The 18,113-nt window shown below is 63.8% G+C and carries 17 protein-coding genes; 11 read left to right on the forward strand and 6 right to left on the reverse strand.

Annotation, left to right across the window (positions count from 1 at the left end; all coding sequences use genetic code 11):
• Positions 1–311: 311 nt before the first annotated feature.
• On the forward strand, positions 312–731 hold the full coding sequence (locus QW863_RS24710) for a DOPA 4,5-dioxygenase family protein (protein WP_315717378.1): 420 nt from the start codon (positions 312–314) through the stop codon (positions 729–731).
• Between the two features lie 62 nt (positions 732–793).
• Here the strand turns inward: QW863_RS24710 and QW863_RS24715 are convergent, their stop codons facing one another.
• From QW863_RS24715 to QW863_RS24730, 4 genes are all read right to left on the reverse strand, one after another.
• Positions 794–1,684, reverse strand: a complete 891-nt coding sequence (locus QW863_RS24715; protein ID WP_315717379.1) for an alpha/beta hydrolase family esterase — start codon at positions 1,682–1,684, stop codon at positions 794–796.
• Positions 1,684–2,565 (reverse strand): sterol desaturase family protein, encoded by an 882-nt coding sequence (locus tag QW863_RS24720; RefSeq protein ID WP_315717380.1) that lies wholly within the window; start codon positions 2,563–2,565, stop codon positions 1,684–1,686. Before QW863_RS24720 ends, QW863_RS24715 begins: the two co-directional genes overlap by 1 nt.
• Before the next feature lie 118 nt (positions 2,566–2,683).
• A complete protein-coding gene (locus tag QW863_RS24725) occupies positions 2,684–2,986 on the reverse strand; it encodes a hypothetical protein (protein ID WP_315717381.1) in 303 nt (100 codons plus the stop codon).
• A 221-nt stretch (positions 2,987–3,207) separates the two neighbouring features.
• A complete protein-coding gene (locus QW863_RS24730; protein ID WP_315717382.1) occupies positions 3,208–4,317 on the reverse strand; it encodes a polysaccharide biosynthesis/export family protein in 1,110 nt (369 codons plus the stop codon).
• A 722-nt stretch (positions 4,318–5,039) separates the two neighbouring features.
• Between QW863_RS24730 and QW863_RS24735 the strand changes: the two genes are divergently transcribed.
• The 3 genes from QW863_RS24735 to QW863_RS24745 all read left to right on the forward strand — a co-directional run bounded on the left by QW863_RS24735 (position 5,040) and on the right by QW863_RS24745 (position 7,540).
• Positions 5,040–5,309: a hypothetical protein gene (locus QW863_RS24735; RefSeq protein WP_409977967.1), complete on the forward strand. Its 270-nt coding sequence runs from the start codon at positions 5,040–5,042 to the stop codon at positions 5,307–5,309.
• Positions 5,310–5,751: 442 nt separating this feature from the next.
• Positions 5,752–6,159 (forward strand): hypothetical protein, encoded by a 408-nt coding sequence (locus QW863_RS24740; RefSeq protein WP_315717384.1) that lies wholly within the window; start codon positions 5,752–5,754, stop codon positions 6,157–6,159.
• A gap of 997 nt (positions 6,160–7,156) precedes the next feature.
• Complete coding sequence (locus QW863_RS24745) at positions 7,157–7,540, forward strand: H-NS histone family protein (protein ID WP_315717385.1); 384 nt, start codon at positions 7,157–7,159, stop codon at positions 7,538–7,540.
• 208 nt (positions 7,541–7,748) lie between these two features.
• Here the strand turns inward: QW863_RS24745 and QW863_RS24750 are convergent, their stop codons facing one another.
• Complete coding sequence (locus QW863_RS24750; RefSeq protein WP_315717386.1) at positions 7,749–9,221, reverse strand: undecaprenyl-phosphate glucose phosphotransferase; 1,473 nt, start codon at positions 9,219–9,221, stop codon at positions 7,749–7,751.
• Positions 9,222–9,725: 504 nt separating this feature from the next.
• On the opposite strand from QW863_RS24750, the gene QW863_RS24755 reads away from it, so the two are divergent.
• Together QW863_RS24755 and QW863_RS24760 are read left to right on the forward strand one after the other, a co-directional pair.
• Entirely contained in the window at positions 9,726–10,523 is a 798-nt protein-coding gene (locus tag QW863_RS24755) for a glucose-1-phosphate cytidylyltransferase (RefSeq protein WP_315717387.1), read from the forward strand.
• Entirely contained in the window at positions 10,520–11,173 is a 654-nt protein-coding gene (locus tag QW863_RS24760) for a PIG-L deacetylase family protein (protein ID WP_315717389.1), read from the forward strand. The genes QW863_RS24755 and QW863_RS24760 overlap by 4 nt, the downstream gene beginning before the upstream one ends.
• Before the next feature lie 97 nt (positions 11,174–11,270).
• Here the strand turns inward: QW863_RS24760 and QW863_RS24765 are convergent, their stop codons facing one another.
• Positions 11,271–12,371: a hypothetical protein gene (locus tag QW863_RS24765; protein WP_315717390.1), complete on the reverse strand. Its 1,101-nt coding sequence runs from the start codon at positions 12,369–12,371 to the stop codon at positions 11,271–11,273.
• Between the two features lie 378 nt (positions 12,372–12,749).
• Between QW863_RS24765 and QW863_RS24770 the strand changes: the two genes are divergently transcribed.
• The 5 genes from QW863_RS24770 to QW863_RS24790 all read left to right on the forward strand — a co-directional run bounded on the left by QW863_RS24770 (position 12,750) and on the right by QW863_RS24790 (position 18,104).
• Positions 12,750–13,787, forward strand: coding sequence for an SDR family oxidoreductase (locus QW863_RS24770; RefSeq protein WP_315717391.1), 1,038 nt, complete (start codon positions 12,750–12,752; stop codon positions 13,785–13,787).
• Positions 13,788–13,841: 54 nt separating this feature from the next.
• Positions 13,842–15,104: a class I SAM-dependent methyltransferase gene (locus QW863_RS24775; protein ID WP_315717392.1), complete on the forward strand. Its 1,263-nt coding sequence runs from the start codon at positions 13,842–13,844 to the stop codon at positions 15,102–15,104.
• A gap of 41 nt (positions 15,105–15,145) precedes the next feature.
• On the forward strand, positions 15,146–15,688 hold the full coding sequence (locus tag QW863_RS24780; protein ID WP_315717393.1) for a dTDP-4-dehydrorhamnose 3,5-epimerase: 543 nt from the start codon (positions 15,146–15,148) through the stop codon (positions 15,686–15,688).
• Between the two features lie 103 nt (positions 15,689–15,791).
• Entirely contained in the window at positions 15,792–16,760 is a 969-nt protein-coding gene (locus tag QW863_RS24785) for a phytanoyl-CoA dioxygenase family protein (RefSeq protein WP_315717394.1), read from the forward strand.
• A 24-nt stretch (positions 16,761–16,784) separates the two neighbouring features.
• Positions 16,785–18,104, forward strand: coding sequence for a DUF4910 domain-containing protein (locus QW863_RS24790; protein WP_315717395.1), 1,320 nt, complete (start codon positions 16,785–16,787; stop codon positions 18,102–18,104).
• The last annotated feature ends 9 nt before the right edge of the window (positions 18,105–18,113 follow it).

Genomic DNA, 18,113 nt, shown 5'->3' on the forward strand with positions numbered 1-18,113 from the left:
CCAATGGTACTATGGCTCAAGCCCTGGGAGAGTAGGTCGCTGCCAGGCCTGCAAAGGACATCCCCTCTTCACAACCCAAAACAACAACGCCGCGCTGAAACCTCAGCGCGGCGTTGTCGTTTGTCATGGTGCGGTCGTTCGCGCGGCGACATGCTGCCGGGGTCGAAGCTCGAGCCCCGCCGAGATCTCGAGGCCAGAGTCCGCCGGCGATGACTCGCGGCGCGACCGAGGGCAGGCTGCGATGCTAGGATGACCACGCCGCATCGGTTCGCCTGTGCGGCCAACGCGGTTGAATCGATCGAGAGGCGCGGATGGAAACGACCTCGGCAGCGCAGCCGCATCGCCTGAGCGCAATTGCGAGCTTTCATGCCCACATCTATTTCGATGATGCCACTCGAGCCGAAGCGGCACAGCTGCGGCAGTGGATGGCCGACCGCTTCCTCGTGACGCTCGGGCGTTGGCATGACGCGCTGGTCGGGCCTCACGAGCGGCCGATGTATCAAGTTGCCTTCGCGGTCGACGTGTTTCCAGCGCTGGTGCCATGGCTGATGCTCAATCATGGCCGCCTCAGCGTGCTCGTGCATCCGAATACGACGGAGCCGTTGGCCGATCACACCGCGCACGCGTTGTGGATCGGACCGCCGCTCGGCATCCGCGGTGAGAATCTTCCTTCGCACGGCGAGGCAGAGCTGCCGCGCGAACCGAACACCACGCCGACGATCGCCGCCTGAGCTCGCGTGCCCACTGGTGACCGCTCCGTCTCGGCACGCTCGGAGCCTTCAGACTTGCCGGACTACAGCGTGCGCGCGAGATCGAACGCGCGGAGAATGACCTCGGCGGCATCGATGTCGAAATTGCTCGGGCCGAGCAGGCGCGGCGCCAGCGGGCGGCGGCCGGGCAGGGCATGTCCGCCACCTTCGACGCGATACAGCGACACGCCGCCGATCACCTGACAATCGCGCCAGCTGAGTTGCGTGACGGAGGTGTCGCCGGCGAGATCCCGATGCGGCAGCGCCACGGCCTGGCGTGCGCTGCAACCGTCGCGCCGCGCAAAGAACTCCGCCGTCTTTTCAGCGCTCCACACCCGGCCGCGCCCGCCGCGCAGCCCGACCTCGCCGCCGCGATAGGGCACCATGGGATCAGCCGTGCCGTTGATCATCACCACCGGCACCGGCCGCGCGGTGCAGGGCTCGATGCCTTCAGGCATGTTGGCGATCACCGTGCCGATGCCGGCAAACAGCTCCGGCGCCTTGCAGGCCAGGGTGAAGCTCATCATGCCGCCATTCGAGATGCCGGCGAGATAGATGCGCCGGGAATCGGCCGTGCCGTCGGCGACGAGCTGCCGGACCAAGTTGCGGATGAAGCCGACATCATCGGGACCGCCGGAGCGGCCGTCGCGGCCGTCATTCCATTGCCGGTCGACGCCGTCGGGAAAGACCGCGGCGAAGCCATGGGCTCTCGCGGCTTCGGCAAAGCCTGTCGTGCGGGCGGTGCCGGCGCCGCTGCCGAGCGCGCCATGGAGCACGATCACGGTCGGCTGTGGCGTCCTGCCCGTGGTCATCACCAGCGCATGACGCGGACCGTCGCTTGTATCGAGGATGATGCCGCGCTCGGCGGCGAGCGCCGTGGTCGACACGAGCAGAGCGGCCGCCATGGCGGCCATGAACGATCGGCGATGTGACATCATGAGCATCCTTCTCGGCTGGCGGGGGACTCCCCTTGGTGGAGCTTCTCTCCGGGCGCGGCGGTGAGCACGCGCAGCCGCATGGCCCAGCTCCGGGCTGCCGCGAGATCGCGGGCGATCGCAAGCCATTCGCCAAATGCGATCCGCAACGGATTGACGCTCGGCGCAACGCCGACGAGGCCGTAGCGCAAGGTCTCGCCGGCCGGGGCCTCGGCGAAACTACCGAACAGCCGGTCGAAAATGATGAGCATGCCGCCATAATTGCGATCGAGACAGGACGCGTTGGCCGCGTGGTGAACGCGGTGATGTCGCGGCGTGTTCAGCACATATTCGAGCGGACCGAGACGCGGTGCGAGCTCGGTATGGATGAAGAATTGGTAGAGCAGATTGACGCCGAGCATGGCGATGATCGCGAGCGGATGGAAGCCGAGCAGCGCCAGCGGCAGATAGAACAGAAAATGTCCGGAGATCTCGCTTGTCCAGCCGAGACGAATGGCCGCCGTCAGGTTCAGATGCGTCGAAGAGTGATGCACGGCATGCGTGGCCCACAGCCAGCGAACCCGATGCGAGGCGCGATGGTGCCAATAATAGACGAACTCACTGGCGAGAAACAATGCGAGCAGGGCCAGCGGCCGGCTCGGATCGAAATCGAACATCCTGTGGCGATAGGCGATGATGAAGGGAACGGCTGCGACGAGCGCGACCATTGCGCGGATGAGGTGCTGTCCGACCGCGATGGCGAACGAGGCCGCGGTCTCGCGCAGGTCGTGAGTCTCGCGACCGGCGAGCCGGCCGAGCCCATATTCCAGCGTCATGAAGCCGACCGCCGTCAGCAGCACGATCATGCGGGTCGATGGGGGCAGGGACGGGAGGATGGGCATGGCGCGTGTCCGGCGTCATCGGATGGAGACGGCGTGCCGGTCCGCTCCGGAACAGCAAGCGGACCGGCGATGTCAATTGCTTCGGGAGGACCACGGCCAGCGGCGCCGCGGCGTCCGCTCAGCGCGTGACGGTGCGGCTGTAGCTGTAGGAATTGCCGCGCGGTCCCGTGCCCTGGCCCTGCCGGGTGCAGCTGCCGTCGCTGCAGCTCGCGGAGCCAGAGCGCGACCAGCTGCGGCCGGCGGGACCTGTGCCGCCACCCTGCCAGGCGCAGGCACCCCCGGAGCAACTGCCGGAGCCGCCAAATGAGGTGGTGCCGCGCGGTCCGGTGACCGAGCCGCTGCGGGTCCAGGCATTCGCGTCGACCGCCGCTGCCGCCGAAAGGACTGCCACGAGCAGAAATGTCGCGATGGATGTCTTCACGTCAGTCTCCCAATTCGTTCGCGCGGGCGATCGCGTCGCCTGCAGAGGGATACTGCGCGTTCGATGTCGCGGCCGGATGCATCGCCGGTGTCGTTTGGTCGCGGTGATTGGCTGGATTGTCACGGCTTGTCACACGACGGCCGTCCGATGCCGCAACCTCGAGCGGGGCGGACTCCGGCCCGCCGCTCCCGTTCAGGCCGCTATCGGCCCGCAGTTGCGCTTCACCACCGGGTCTTCGTCGCCGTGTTGACGTTGATCACCGCGGTGGCCGTGTTGGACGTCGTCGTCGCCGTGTTGTTGATCAGGGTCAGAAGCTTGTAGTAGTCGACGACCTTGGCATTGGCGACGTACATCACGTCCTTGCTGCGCATCTGGAAGCCCGAAGCCAGCAGCATGCCGGAGGGATCGCGCAGGTTGACGTGGTAGATGGTCGGAATGCGGTCGTAGATGAAGCGGCTGGTATCGATGCCGAGCTTCTGCAGCAGCGGGCGCTCCTCGTAGCGATAGAGGAAGACCTCGGCGGGATCCGATTGCTGGTCGTTCAGGCCGCCCGCCTTGCCGATCGCCTGGGCCAGCGTCAGCGTCTCCGTATCGAACGCAATCTCGGAATTGAAGCCGAAGACGTTCTGGTTGAGGGCGCCGAGGGCCGTAAACGTCGGGGATTCCCGCGTGATGTAGATGACGTCGTTCGGGCGGATGAAGATGTTCTCGCGCGGATCCTGCACCACGCGGCTGAGCAGCACGCGCACGCGCTTGCCGTCCCGCTGCAGGGTCACGTAGCTTTCGATCGCCTCGTGCCTCGGGCCGCCCGCACGCGCGATCACCGCCAGCAGGCGTTCACCCACGCTGTTGAGGGCCAGCACGCCCGGCGTGTTGACGTCGCCGAGCACGCTCACCACGCTGGAATGCTGCTGGTTCAGGCTGACCACGACCTGCGGCTCGAGGGCGCGCTTCTGCAGCCGGAGGACGATCTCCTGCTCGATCTGCGGCAGCGTCCGGCCGGCGGCGGCGATCTCGCCCGCATAGGGAACGCGGATATTGCCTTGCTGGTCCACCGCCTGCGCCGGCAGATCCACGAAGTTGCCAGGTCGGGCGCCGGCGGCCGTGGCCGGCGTGAACAGCCCGCCTGGGGCGGCTTCGAAAATGGACACGTTCAGCACGTCACCGATGCCGGCGAGCTGCACCGGCTTCGGCCGCTTGTCGGGAAACACGCCCTGGAACGTGACCATGTTGGGCTGCGACAGGAAGCCGATCGTCTCGGGGCTGACGTCGACCAGCGCATAGGGGAGCGCCGTATTCGACCGCACGCTGGCCGTGGCATTGTCGCTCACTGCGTCGCTGGTCGGCCCCGTCCCGGGAAGCAGGGAGCAGGCTGGCAGAAGCGCCAGGATCGCCAGAGTTAAGAGCGCGCGCGAGCCACGGCGAAGGCCACGAAAGCCCTTCGGGCCCGCTGCGCTCTTGCGCACAGCAGCCCCGCCACCGGTCGACCCGGGCGGCTTGAGCAAGGCTTTCAAACGCTTCCCCAAATACAGCAAAAATACGTTCCCCACGCTGCTCCCTCACCAAGAAGGGAGAACGTCCCACTTGTTTCAACCTACCCGGCGGCCATACCGGACGAAAGCGCACCGCCATTCCGGTTGGTCCGCTTTTGCCCGGCCGTGCCAATTAGGCCACAGTCCGACATTACCATATTACCACTCAAGGCTGTCAACGCCGCCGGAGGGTCCCGCGGTGGAGGGATGATCCATTCGACCTAACAGAACCCGAGCAATTTTAAGCACAAAGCCGTTGCGCAACGGTTAGCCTGAGTCGCTTCGCTCGAGCAGGCGCGACGACCTCGCAGTCCGCGCAGCGCGTCGGTGAGCCGAGGCAGCCGGACAGCCGAGGGAGGCGAACCCGCGCCGCCCAGGCGCCTCTGTAATCGGCGAGATTCGAAGGCCGTGCGGGCGGCGGGACCGCATGCGGGCGGCCGGTTGTCCTAGGCCGCCGATCAAGTCTATGCTGCTGCGCCAGCCTTTGAGGCTGTTTGCAACGGAGCACGCAATTGTCGAACGTGATCAGGATCGCCGCAGGCGCTTTCGCGATCGCCCTCACGGGCCTATCCGATCCCGCGTCGGCGCGCGGCCTCTATCCGCTGACGGAGTGCGGGCCGGATCTCAGCCGACTCTGCCGGCTGCACGGGGCATTCGAGGCCACTCCGTTTCATTACAATCTCGCGATTCATCCCGGATGCATTCGGCGCGTCGCCGTCGAGACGCCCCGGGGCGTGCTGTACCGCCGCGCGCTGGTGTGCGGGGCGCCGGCGCGGCCCATGTTGTGGTAACCTGGGCCCCTTCCTCGACGTCTCCGAACGGCGCTGGACGCTCCGCTCGGCCGAGTCATGGTCAAGCTCGGCGCAAGATGGCGGCCGCGATGGCCGATAAGGGCGGTGCTCGGCCGGTCCAGCCGCGTTCGGGGAGCGTCGATCATCGCGCAGACGATTAAATGGGCAGCTCCGCACCGTATTCTTACGTAATCTAGAATTAAATTAATTGTGTAGAGACGATTCTGCACGGTCGGAGACATAAAAGGGTAGACTGAACAAACTAAAGCTTCAATTGTACCGGACGAAAGGTACTTAAAAATACCTTTCTGGCAATGCGGTAGCATTTTACTGCAAACCGCAGCGAGCGCTAGAAGTATTTAATGTCTTGATGTCAAATGGTAAATTAACTTGTCGCGAGTGGTTAATTTAATGCCGAAAATCGAATTCGTGCATCGTTGCGATGACGGTTCGGCGGCATTCGGCGAAGAAGCCCTCGAAACTCGCCAACGAGTGGGGTCCGTCCTTGTGTGACGAGCTTGGTGCCGCGTTGATTGAGGATATTGAGATGGGTGGCGGCGGTAGCGCTTTGAAGGCCGTCCTGAAATCGCTGAATAAAATACGCCTTGCCAAATTACGTTTCGGCCGGCCAACGTCGGGCCGTTCGCAGCAATCCGCGCTGCGGTCGCAGATCGAGCTTTGTGATGCCTTGCTCGATGAGATCCAATCCATCAGCAGCAGCCTCGGCAAACGCGCGAAGAAGTCCACGGCTTCCAGGCGTCGCCCGATGGCCACGCGGCACGGCCGCGGGACGGCTCACTTGATTCCGCCCCGGCCGGCGGTGCCGGGTCGAACCAGGCAGCAGAAATAATCGCATCGGAATTTGATCGCCGCGCCGGCCGGCCGTCATGGCCGCGCCGGTTGCCGACGCGAGGCGACAGCCGCTCGGCATTGACCCCTGATGACGCATCAGGTTGCCCAGTGCTGCTTGTCGGTGGCGCTCGACGGCCGGATGTCATCTGGACGTTCTTCAGCCGTCGCGTCCCGCAAGACGGCGCTCCGAGACGGGCCGGAAACCATATCGCGGCGAACCATGCGATGCTGCCGCTTCACCTGGCGCACGGGCCTCTGACGTAGCCCCCACGAGCGATGACTTTGGACAACGGGTGCCGGGATCGGCCGCCGGGTGTCCGCAGCCGTCCTCAACCTCACGGCCGATCGCAGCGGCAGTTAGTTCCGCTGCCGATGGTGTGCCCGTCTGACGCCGCGCGCCCCCCGGATGCTGTCGGCGCGACGTGAGCGAGTCTGATTCGCGCGAACGCTCCTGAAGGGTTCAATATTTGGGGAAGGCGTTTGATTCGCCGGAACAATGTCGGCGGCTTTGCGGCATATTCACGATGGCGTGCTCAATTAAACTCGCTCGCGACATTTTGTGCGCATGCAAAAATATCTCGGTCCGGGTTATCAGGGTGCTCGCTCGAATAGGTTGTAAGTCCGCCGCGGCAGCTTTGAAAACCATGGCGTGGGGAGAATATCAGCTATCAAATACGCGCAAGTTCGATCATCGAAACTACGTCACTTTGACGCGGTCTTGCCGTAATATGCTGCGAATTCGTCGCAGAATCGTGTTGATTCGGCGGCTTCTTCCGGCGTGCAGACGAATGCTGCCGCAATCTCGAAGGCGGCGCGACATCGTTTCGGAAACGGGGTTGCAGGTTGCACTTTATTTGAGTTACAACCATTTGGCTTGGCCGGGGTGGTATAACTCAAATATTCAGTTTTTCCGACCACGAGCCACTTGCGGAACGAAATACCGAATTATATGACGTTAATCCGGCAGGATAGAGATCACAGACAAAGGTCGCTGTATGTCCACCAAGAAGATCGATTTCGAGGCGATGTCCTTCGATGACCTCTGGTCTCTCCACGAGCAGATCAGTCAGATCCTCGCCGTGAGGATCACGTCGGAGAAGCGCGAGCTCGAACGTCGACTGGCGGTTCTCAACCGCAGCCGCGGTGCCATCGAAGGTGCCGGCAGCGAGAGTGGGCAGTCCTACACCACGAGCGGCAAGGCGCGGCGCAAATATCCCCGCGTGCTGCCGAAGTATCGCAATCCGCAGACCTCCGAGACTTGGTCCGGCCGAGGCAAGCAGCCGCGTTGGCTGGTGGCGGCGATCAAGACCGGGCATCGGATCGAGGAGTTTGCGATCAATGGGGCTGCCGCTTCGAAAAGTCGCCGTCAGCGCGCCTGATCGAGGTAGCTTCAGTCAGGCCCGTTCAGAGTTTGAGCGACGTGCCGCGTCGATGCGGCGCCTGATTCGCACTGTCTGGATTGGGGAGCGACATGTGAGCGGTCCGACGCCCCATATTGCGATCCGCCGGCCAAAACCCTGAAATCGGTCCGATCTGCCCGCACGGCTCCGCCGATGGGCTCGCGGTCATCATCCGTTGCGAATGCGCCTAATAGGCATTGTTGCCGCGGATCAGCTCGATCGGCGTCCTCAGCAGGATCGCGATGTCGAGCGATAGGCTCCAATTGTCGATGTACCAGAGATCGAATTCGACGCGCTGTTCGATCGACGCACGCGTGGGCGTCGGGCCGCGGCAGCCATGCACCTGCGCCCAGCCGGTCAGTCCGGGCTTGACGCGGCGACGGAACGCGTAGTTGCGCACGAGCTTGTCGAATTCGTTGTCGTGCGCCAATGCGTGGGGGCGGGGACCGACCAGGGACATGCTGCCGTCCAGGACGTTGAGCAGCTGCGGCAGCTCATCGATGCTGGTCCGGCGCAGCCAGGTCCCGAGCCGGGTGAACCGGCTGTCGCCGATCTGGGCCTGGACGATCGAAGGCCCATCCTCGAGCACGGACATCGTGCGAAACTTGTAGATCTGAAAAGATCGGCCGTTGAATCCGCAGCGCTGCTGCCGGAACAGCACTGGCCCGGCCGAGTCGAGCTTGATGGCGATCGCCACCAGCAGCAGCAGCGGCGACATCAATGCCAGCGCGATGCCCGCCAGCATGACATCCATGAGCCGCTTGGTGGCGTGTTCGAGCGGGCTCAGCAGTCCGCGCTGCAGCTCGATGCAGACCGCATTGCCGAGCTCGCGGCACGGCCGCTTGAAGAGGTCCGCCGCCGTTCCGAGCGGCACGAAACTCACTGGAAACGGCAGGACTCTCAGCTCGGCGCCGAGCGTGCGCAGGTCGGACAAGGGTTCGGGATTGGCGCCGACGACGATCTCTTCGATGTCGGAGCCGCGCACATAGTCGATCACGCTGGAGACGATCCGCTGTCGCTGATCCGGATCCGCGTCGGGCTCGGGAAGCAGGAAGTGTCGCTGGACGCGAAAGCCGGTGTCGGTGAGCACCTGGGTCAGTCCAGGGTTGTCCTTGCTGGCTTCATCGGTGATCAGAACGATGTTGCGGCCCGAAAACCGTCTCTCCGCCAGCCCCTTTGCCAGCAGATAGGCGGTGGTCCGGCGATGCAGGATCAGCGCCACGAGCCCGAGCATCGCGAATACGATGCTGCTGCCGCGTGAGAATTCGCTCCCGATCTTGAGCGCGAACAGCGCGCCGGCCAACACGAGGAACGCCGTGACCCAGGTCAGGCAGGCCGCGCGGATCTGGCGCGGCAGGATCAGCAGCTCGGCCGGCCGGTACATCCCGCGGATCTTCATCAGCGAGACGAACAGTGCCGACACGAGGATCGCCAGGCCGAGCGATTTACTGACGTCGTTGGCGCCCGCCGCATCCTGCAGGTGATACAGAAACCCGGACAGGACGCTCGACATGGTGATCGTTGCGATGTCCGCCACGATCGCGAAGGGCTCCACCGAGTCGTAGTGGACGGGCCATTTGCGCCCTTGGAATTGCCGTTCCACGAGGACGGTCGGCATTCCGTTTCGGTCGAGAGTCTCGGGCTGATCCACGTAATGCATGGGATGTCGGTGTTCGAAACTCGGTTAAATAGCGGTTAGCTGTCATTATATGTTTTGGTATTTAATTTAAACAGTTAAAAATTGCCATTTGGATTTATTCGCGCCGACGGATTATCTCCCGATACCGCGGATCATCTCCCGATACCGCGACGAGGCCGATGACACCGGGATGGCGGTTCTTGAAGCGCGGAAACGATGCCGAGCGCGCGCCCTCCAGGCGGTCCCGGCAAATGCCGGTGTGGCGGATTAATGTTCGTGCGGCGGATATTTCAATGCCGGACGCCAAGAACGGCATTTAAAAATAAATATAATTGGATTATTAATCCGGAGCCGGGCGTCCGCGACGCGGGTGACGTCCGCAGCCGACCGAATGCAGGGGAGGTTTTCCTCGCGCAGTCGGGAGGGCGAAACGAGGGCACGGCGAGCCGTCTCCGAGGCCGGCCGGCGAGATTGGAAGATAATGATGCTCATTTCAACGATCGAGAACCCGAAGGACGTCGCGCCATGAAGGTCGTATTGTTCTGTGGAGGACTCGGGACGCGGATCCGGGAATATTCCGACAGCATTCCGAAGCCGATGATCCCGATCGGCCATCAGCCGATCCTCTGGCATGTCATGCAGTATTACAGCCAGTACGGGCACCGGGATTTCGTTCTGTGCCTGGGCTACAAGGCTAATGTGGTGAAGGAGTATTTCCTGAACTACAATCAGGCGTCCACCACCGACTGTACGATCTCGCAGTTCGGCAGGAAGGTCGAGCTGCTGGGCGATCGCCCACCGGATTGGCGGGTCTCGCTGGTGGACACCGGCATCTGGCGCAACATCGGCCAGCGACTGCGGGCCGTTCGGCACATGGTCGAGGGCGAGGAGATCTTTCTTGCCAACTACAGCGACGGCCTGACGGACGCGCCGCTGCCGGAGATGATCGATCGTTTCAAGCGCAGCGGGAAGATCGGCTGCTTCATCGCCATCCATCCGCCGATCAGCTTCCACCTCGCCGAATTCGACGCCGACGGCACCGTGGGCCGCATGGCAGCGAGCAATGATTCCAACATCTGGATCAACGGCGGCTACTTCATCTTCCGCAAGGAGATCTTCGACTATATCGAGGAGGGGGATGAGCTGGTCGTGCAGCCGTTCAAGCGGCTGATCGACCGCGGCGAGCTGATGGCCTACCGCTACGAAGGGTTCTGGCGGGCCATGGACACGCTCCGCGACCGCCAGGTGCTCGAGGAGATGATCGAGCGCGGCGACACGCCTTGGCATCTCGGCTCCAGCCTTCCGGCGGTGGTGAACGGATGAGGGCGCTGCAGCTCGCCGGTCGCGGCGACCGGTTGTCGGTCCTGTGCCTCGGTGCGCATTCCGACGACATCGAGATCGGCGCCGGGGGCACGCTGCTGTCCTGGCTCGACCAGGGCATCCGCCTGGATGTTCATTGGTGCGTGCTCAGCGGCAATGGCGAGCGCGGCGTCGAGGCGCGGGCGTCTGCCGACGATTTCCTCGCCGAGGCCGCCGGCCGCAATCTCGAGATCATGCAGTTCCGCGACGGCTTCTTCCCCGAGCAGGGCGAGGAGATCAAGGCCTGGTTCGAGCAGCTCAAGGGCCGCATCAATCCCGACGTCATCCTCGCCCACCGCCGCGACGACGCCCATCAGGACCATCGGCAGGTCAACCGCCTGGTCTGGAACACGTTCCGCGATCATCTCGTCCTGGAGTACGAGATTCCGAAATGGGATGGCGATCTCGGACGGCCCAATGTCTACATGCCCGTCTCCGAGCGGATCATGAAGCGGAAGGTCGCGCTGCTGATGGCGCATTTCGGCAGCCAGCGCTCCAAGCAATGGTTCGACCCGGAAACGTTCATGGGACTGGCGCGGTTGCGGGGCATGGAATGCCGCGCCGCCGAGCGCTATGCCGAGGCATTCGTCGCGCGCAAGCTGTCACTGGGGTGAACGGCGGCCGAAGGCGCTCGCCGCGAAGGGCGCATCGATATCCGATCGGCGAGGAGATGATCGGCGCTTGGCCGCGATGCGTCGCTGCGCCCGGCGGTCAGCCGGCCGCCCGTCGGGGAAGTTCGACGATCTCCTCTGCCGGCGGGCGCTCGATTGCGGTGGCCGGCACCTTCTCCAGCCAGACCTCGCGCCACCACGCATAGATGCCGCGTGGGCAGAACAACCGGTTCTCGCTGTAGCGCGACTGGCAATAGACGCCGTCGAGGATGACGGCCGGCGTCTTCATCCGCCGGATGTAGCCGGTGCGTTCGTCGATGAACTTCTCGACCCGCGTTCGCACCCGGAACACCTTGCCGCAATAGGGCACCATCTCGGCGTCGAAGCCCATGCCGCGGTTGTTGGTCTGTTTGTCGATGGTGGCCAGGATGTCCTGGTGCGGGCGCACGCGGACAAGATCACCGGGCTGCAGCCCGAGATCGGCGATCGGCGCGTCCTTGTCCGTCAGGAGATCGCCGCGCTTGCGCGGAAACGGTACGCCGCCCCACAGCGACTGGACGCGGTCGTAGATCCAACGCGCGGGCCGGCCGAGCCGGGGACGACGCGCCATGGTGGCGCCGACATAGGCGAAGTAGAGGAAGCCCCGGAACATCTTCGCGAGCGAGACATTGCCGGACGCGATGTCCTCGGCGTATTGCCGGGCGTCCCACCATTTGAGCGGCTGGGTGTAGGTCGGCAGCTCGGTCGCCTGGCAGGCGTAGCGCGGGCCCTTTCCCGGCTGCTGGTCCGGCGACTTGGTCGCATCCCACACCGCGCGCACCGTGCAGCCGCCGGGCGGCGGAAGGGGAGCCGCGCGATCCGGGCCGGCCGACGCTGGTTTGGCCGGATCGACCGGGGTGAGCCACGCCTCCTTCCAGAAGATCAGGCAGGCCGCCTGGCAGCCGCCATAGGCCTCGCCGTCGCAGCGATGCTCGAGATGCACCGCGTTGGGGAGGCGCCGTCCGAGCCACTCTCCGGTGTTGTATCCGGTGACCGTGTCGCAGGTCTTGTGGGCGCGCTTGTAGACCTGGAAGCGCTGGCCGCACCATTTGAACATCTGCGGCATGAACGGCAACCCTTCGAGGCGCCCGTTAGCATCGAGCGTCGCCAGGATCTCTTCCTTGCTGCGCACTTCGACCCAGTCGCCGGCGGATAGTGTCATGCTCTGTCTTTCAATGCTTCAATCAATGCGTCATCGAGGCGGGCGGGGCATCCCGCGCGGGACGCCTCATTTGCAGGGATCGAATTAAAGCTGCCGAGGTCTGCGATCAACATTTGTTCCTTTTGCGGCATTATTTAATTGAGTGAATTAATTAAATCAAGAGGGGGCCTGATGCCGCGCCGGCCGGGTGATCGCGACATCAGGCGGGTCGGGGTAAATACACGGGTTTTCCCGGAGTTTTGTGCGCCGTGCCGGAGAAATCGGCGGGCGGCGTCGCTTGCCGACGGATTCACTGGACGCTGGCTAGAATATTAAATTATAATCCACTACAGGATGATTTAAATTCTTGTTTTGGCCTGTGGCATAGAGGGTGCGATTTTGAAGGTACTGATCACCGGAAACATGGGCTATGTGGGTCCGGTCGTCGCGCGGCATCTGCGGGCGCAGCGCCCGGATGCGACGCTGCACGGCTTCGATAACGCCTATTTTGCGCACTGCCTGACCGGAGCGCCGGTTGTTCCGGAGCGATGTCTCGACGAGCAGATCCATGGCGACGTCCGCGACATGTCGCTCGACCTCCGCGGTTATGACGCCGTGGTCCAGTTGGCGGCGATCTCCAACGATCCGATGGGCAATCGCTTCCAGGATGTGACGCTCGACGTCAACCAGAATGCCACCGTATCGCTCGCCAGGAGGGCTGCGGCGGCCGGCGTGAAGAATTTCGTGTTCGCGTCGAGCTGCAGCGTCTACGGCATCGCCGACGGACCGCCGCGCAAGGAGAGCGATCCGCTCAATCCCATCACGGCCTACGCCAAGTCGAAGATCGGATCGGAGCAGGAGCTCGCCGCGATCGACACCGGCATGACCATCACCTGTCTGCGCTTTGCGACGGCCTGCGGCATGTCGGATCGGCTGCGGCTCGACCTCGTCCTCAACGATTTCGTGGCCTGCGCGCTCACCCGTCGCCAGATCAGCGTGCTCTCCGACGGCACCCCGTGGCGTCCTCTGATCGACGTCGCCGACATGGCGCGGGCGATCGACTGGGCCATCGACAGGCCGGCGGCGACGGGCGGCCGTTTCCTCACCGTCAATGCCGGCTCGGACGACCGCAACTACCAGGTCAAGGATCTCGCCAACGCGGTGGCTGCGCGCGTGCCGGGGACCAGCGTGTCGATCAACACCTCCGCGCCGGTGGACAGCCGCTCCTACAAGGTCGATTTCGGCCTGTACCGCTCCCTCGCCCCCGATCATCAGCCGCAGGTGACCCTGGACCAGTCGATCCAGAACCTGGTCGATGGTCTCAAGAGAATGCAGTTCAAGGATGCCGAGTTTCGCTCGTCCGATCTGATCCGTCTCAAGGTCCTGCAGGATCACATGGAGACGGCCAGGATCAACGACAGGTTGCAATGGACGTGATCGCGCCGGGGCAGACGCTTCGCCTCAGCCGCCAAAGACAGTGACGGAGACATCATGGAACTGACCCTTCCCACCGCCGTCGGCGTCGCGCCCAAGTGCCGGCACTGCGGCGACGACCTGACCCTCAAGCTGATCGACCTCGGCGCCTCGCCGGTTGCGAACGACTACATCGATCCGGCCAACTACATGCGCGCGGAGCCGTTCTATCCGTTGGAGACCTTCGTCTGCCGCGAGTGCCGTCTGGCGCAGACACGCGACCTCCTGGCCGCGTCCGAGATCTTCCGCGCCGACTATGCCTATTTCTCCTCGCACTCCACCTCGTGGCTCGAGCACGCGCGGCGCTACGTCGAAGCCATGGCCGATCGCTTCAAGCTCGGCCCGGCCTCGCGGCATGTCGAGATCGCGTCAAATGACGGGTATCTGCTGCAATACTCCCTCCAGAAGGGGATCGACTGCCTCGGCGTCGAACCCTGCGAAAGCGTTGCGCTGGCCGCGCGCGCCAAGGGCATCGAGACCCGGGTCGAGTTCTTCGGCCGCGACTATGCGTCCCGCCTCCGGGAGGAGGGCTGGTCGGCCGATCTCCTCACGGCCAACAACGTGCTTGCGCACGTTCCCGACATCAACGACTTCGTCGGCGGCGTCAAAATCCTGCTAGCCCCCGAGGGCGTCGCGACCTTCGAGGTTCAGCACCTGCTGACCTTGATGCAGCGGCATCAGTTCGACACCATCTATCACGAGCATTTCTCCTATCTGTCGCTGATCGCGGGCCTGCGCATCTTCGCCCAAGCGGGCTTGCGGGTGTTCGACGTCGAGCTCCCGGAAACGCATGGCGGCTCGATCCGGTTCTTCGTCTGCCACGCGGGCGCCGCTCATGCGGAGAGCCCGAACGTCGCCGATGTTCTGGCACGAGAGCGGGCCTATGGGCTGCATGACGACGCGATCTACATGGCCTGGAACGAGCAGGTCAAAGAGACGAAGCGGGCGCTGCTCGAGCTGCTGACGGCGCTGAAGCGCGACAACAGGAAGATCGTCGGCTACGGTGCCCCGGCGAAGGGCGTGACGCTGCTCAATTATTGCGGGATCCGCACCGATTTTCTCGACTTCACGGTCGATCGCGCCCCGTCCAAGCAGGGACGCTACATGCCGGGCGTGCGCATTCCGATCCTGCCGCCGGAAGCGATCTTCGAAGCCAGGCCCGACTACGTCCTGATCCTGCCGTGGAACATCAAGAGCGAGATCAAGGCGCAAATGGCGGCGATCCGCGACTGGGGCGGCCGCTTCATCGTGCCGGTCCCCAAGGCCACCATCGAGGAGTAGAGCAAGGCATTGCCGCACGATTGCGCGAAGAGTTTTGAGCCATGAGGTTTGTCCAGCTGGGACGTTCGGATGCGCGGCTGATCGAGCTGACCGTTCGGTCCGACGAGCGCGGCAGCTTCACGCGAACCTGGTGCGCGAAGACTTTTGCGCAGCAAGGCGTCGCCTTTGTCCCGATGCAGGGCAACAGCTCGGTGACGCGTTTCCGCGGCTCCGTCCGCGGAATGCATTTCCAGCGTGCGCCGAAGCCTGACGCCAAGATCGTCCGCTGCAGCGCCGGCTTGATCCACGACGTCATCGTCGACATCAGGCCGGAGTCTGCGACGCGAGGCGAGGTCTATGCCTGTGAGCTCGGTCCCTCGACGGCGCGGATGCTCTACGTCCCCGCGGGCTTTGCCCATGGATTCCAGACGCTGACCGACGACGTGACGGTCGAGTATCTGATGGGCGAGGATTATGTCGAGGAGCTCTCGGACGGTTTCCGGCACGACGATCCGATGATCGGCATCCGATGGCCGCAGCCGGTGACGGTGTTGTCGGCCAAGGATGCTGCCTGGCCCTCGCTTGCCGAACGGGGGCTGTGGTGAAGCAGCATGGCGGCGGCGCGGTGTCTTGGGGGAGGAATCTGGCGGCTCCGGAGCGGCCCGATCGCCTCGAAGGTTCTGACGATTTGTCGAGGAGGATCACGGAATGACGAACATTTTCGTTGATGCCATCATGCCCGATGACGAGCGGCGCCAGAAACTGTACGAGGGTGCGCTGTTCCTGTACTCGCCGACGCCTTCGCTCGATGCGCTGGTGGCGTTCGCCAGGGAGCTGATCGAGGAGGCGTTTCATCCTTACGATCCGCGGACGGCGCAATTCGAGCTTCCTGTCGAGCGCTACGTCGAGATTCTCGTCAGGCTGAAGCCATTCTTCATTCATCACGCCCGGTCGAAGGAGCTGGTGCAGGGAGCGCTCCGCGAGCTTGGCTGCGACCCCGAGCTGACCTATTTCGACGTGCCGCGGCTGCGGTCGGCAACGAGCGACGACTATCTCACCACCGGGATCGCATTCGCATTCCACCCTCATCGCGACACCTGGTACTCGGCGCCGCCGTGCCAGCTCAATTGGTGGCTGCCGGTGTATGACATTGCGCCGGACAACGGCCTTGCATTCCACCCGCGCTATTTCGACGAAGCGATCAAGAACGGCTCCAGAAACTATAACTATTACGAGTGGAACCGGACCTCACGCGCATCGGCGGCGCGGCACATCAAGACTGATACACGGGTGCAGCCGAAGCCGGAGCAGGAGATTGCGCTCGATCCGCATATCCGGGTGATCGCGCCGAGCGGCGGCGTCACGATTTTCTCCGGAGCGCATCTGCATTCGTCGGTGCCGAATACCTCGGGCGTGACGCGGTTCAGCATCGATTTCCGCACCGTGCATTTTGCCGACGTCAGCGGCCGGCGCGGCGCCATCAACGTCGATTCGGAGTCGACAGGCACGAGCCTGCGCGACTTCCTGCGGGTGACCGATCTTGCACGGCTGCCTGAGGAGGTCGTCGCGCCATACGATCAGGTGGAAGCTCCCGCGGAGTATCTGGTCTACCAGCCGACGATCGTGCCGCTGCCGGCCGGCGATCTCCCAGCCCATGCCGCGCAGGCGTCGGCCTGAACGATGATGTAGGGTCGACGCGCCATGTTGGACATCCTCAAATCCACGGCTGGTCCGAGAATGCCGGCGATCGATCTCCACGATCTGGTCGCTGAGCTGTTTCCGATCAATCGCAGCCTCACAGGGGCGGGTGTCCGGCAGACGCTCGGCATTGTCGCGCGTCATGTGGGTCTTACGATTCACGAGGTACCCTCCGGGACGCCCGTCCTGGACTGGCATGTGCCGGCGGAGTGGAACATTCGTCGCGCGACGATCTCGACCCTGTCGGGCCGCGTTCTCGTCGACTTCGCCGACAACAATCTGCACGTGATGGGCTACAGCAAGCCGGTCCAGGCAGTGCTCAGCCGTGCTGAGCTTGCCAAGCACGTCCATAGCTTGCCGGATCAGCCTGATCTCATTCCATACCGGACCGGCTACTATGCCGACGATTGGGGCTTCTGCCTGCCGGACCGTCTGTGGCGGGAAATGACGGAGGACAGCTACCGCGTCGAGATCGACAGCGAGCTCTCGCAGGGATCGTTGACCTATGGCGAATTCTTCGTCCCTGGACAGACGGACAAGGAAGTCCTGATCACCTGTCACATCTGTCACCCGAGTCTCGCCAACGACAATCTCTCAGGGATTGCCGTCATGACGGCGCTGGCGATGCGGCAGGCGCAGCGGACCCGCCGGCTCGGGTACCGATTTCTGTTCCTGCCGGCAACGATCGGCGCGCTCGCATGGCTCGACCGCAACGAGCGGAATCTCGGCCATGTCGAACACGGCCTCGTCCTCACCTGTCTCGGCGATCCCAGTGGATTTCACTACAAGCAGAGCCGGAGCGGAGCGAGCATCGATCGCGCCGTCGCCCATGTCCTGAAGCACGCCGGCCATCCGCATGAGATTCTGCCATTCAGTCCCTATGGATACGACGAGCGGCAGTTCTGCTCACCGGGATTCGATCTGCCGGTCGGGTGCCTGATGCGCGGCGTGCACGGCACGTTCCCCGAATATCACACCTCGGCCGACAATCTGAATTTCGTCAAGCCGGACTGTCTCGACCAATCCTACGCGGTCATCGAGGAGGTGCTGGATCTGCTCGATCGCGACTGCATCTATGAGCGCGTCGATGGGCGAGGGGAGCCGCAACTGGGACGGCGCGGCCTGTATCGCGCGATTGCCGGCCAGCGCGAGGCAGGCGGTGCGACGCAGATGGACCTCCTGTGGGTCCTCAACCTTGCGGATGGCAAGCACAGCCTGCTCGACATGGCGGTCCGGGCCGACGTTCCGTTCGCGCGCATCGATGCCGCCGCACGGATCGCGCTGGACGCGGGTCTCATCCAAACGCCGGTTTCATCGTCGTGACGTCGCCGC

This window comes from Bradyrhizobium sp. SZCCHNR1017, from assembly GCF_032381375.1.
Classification (GTDB): Bacteria; Pseudomonadota; Alphaproteobacteria; order Rhizobiales; family Xanthobacteraceae; genus Bradyrhizobium.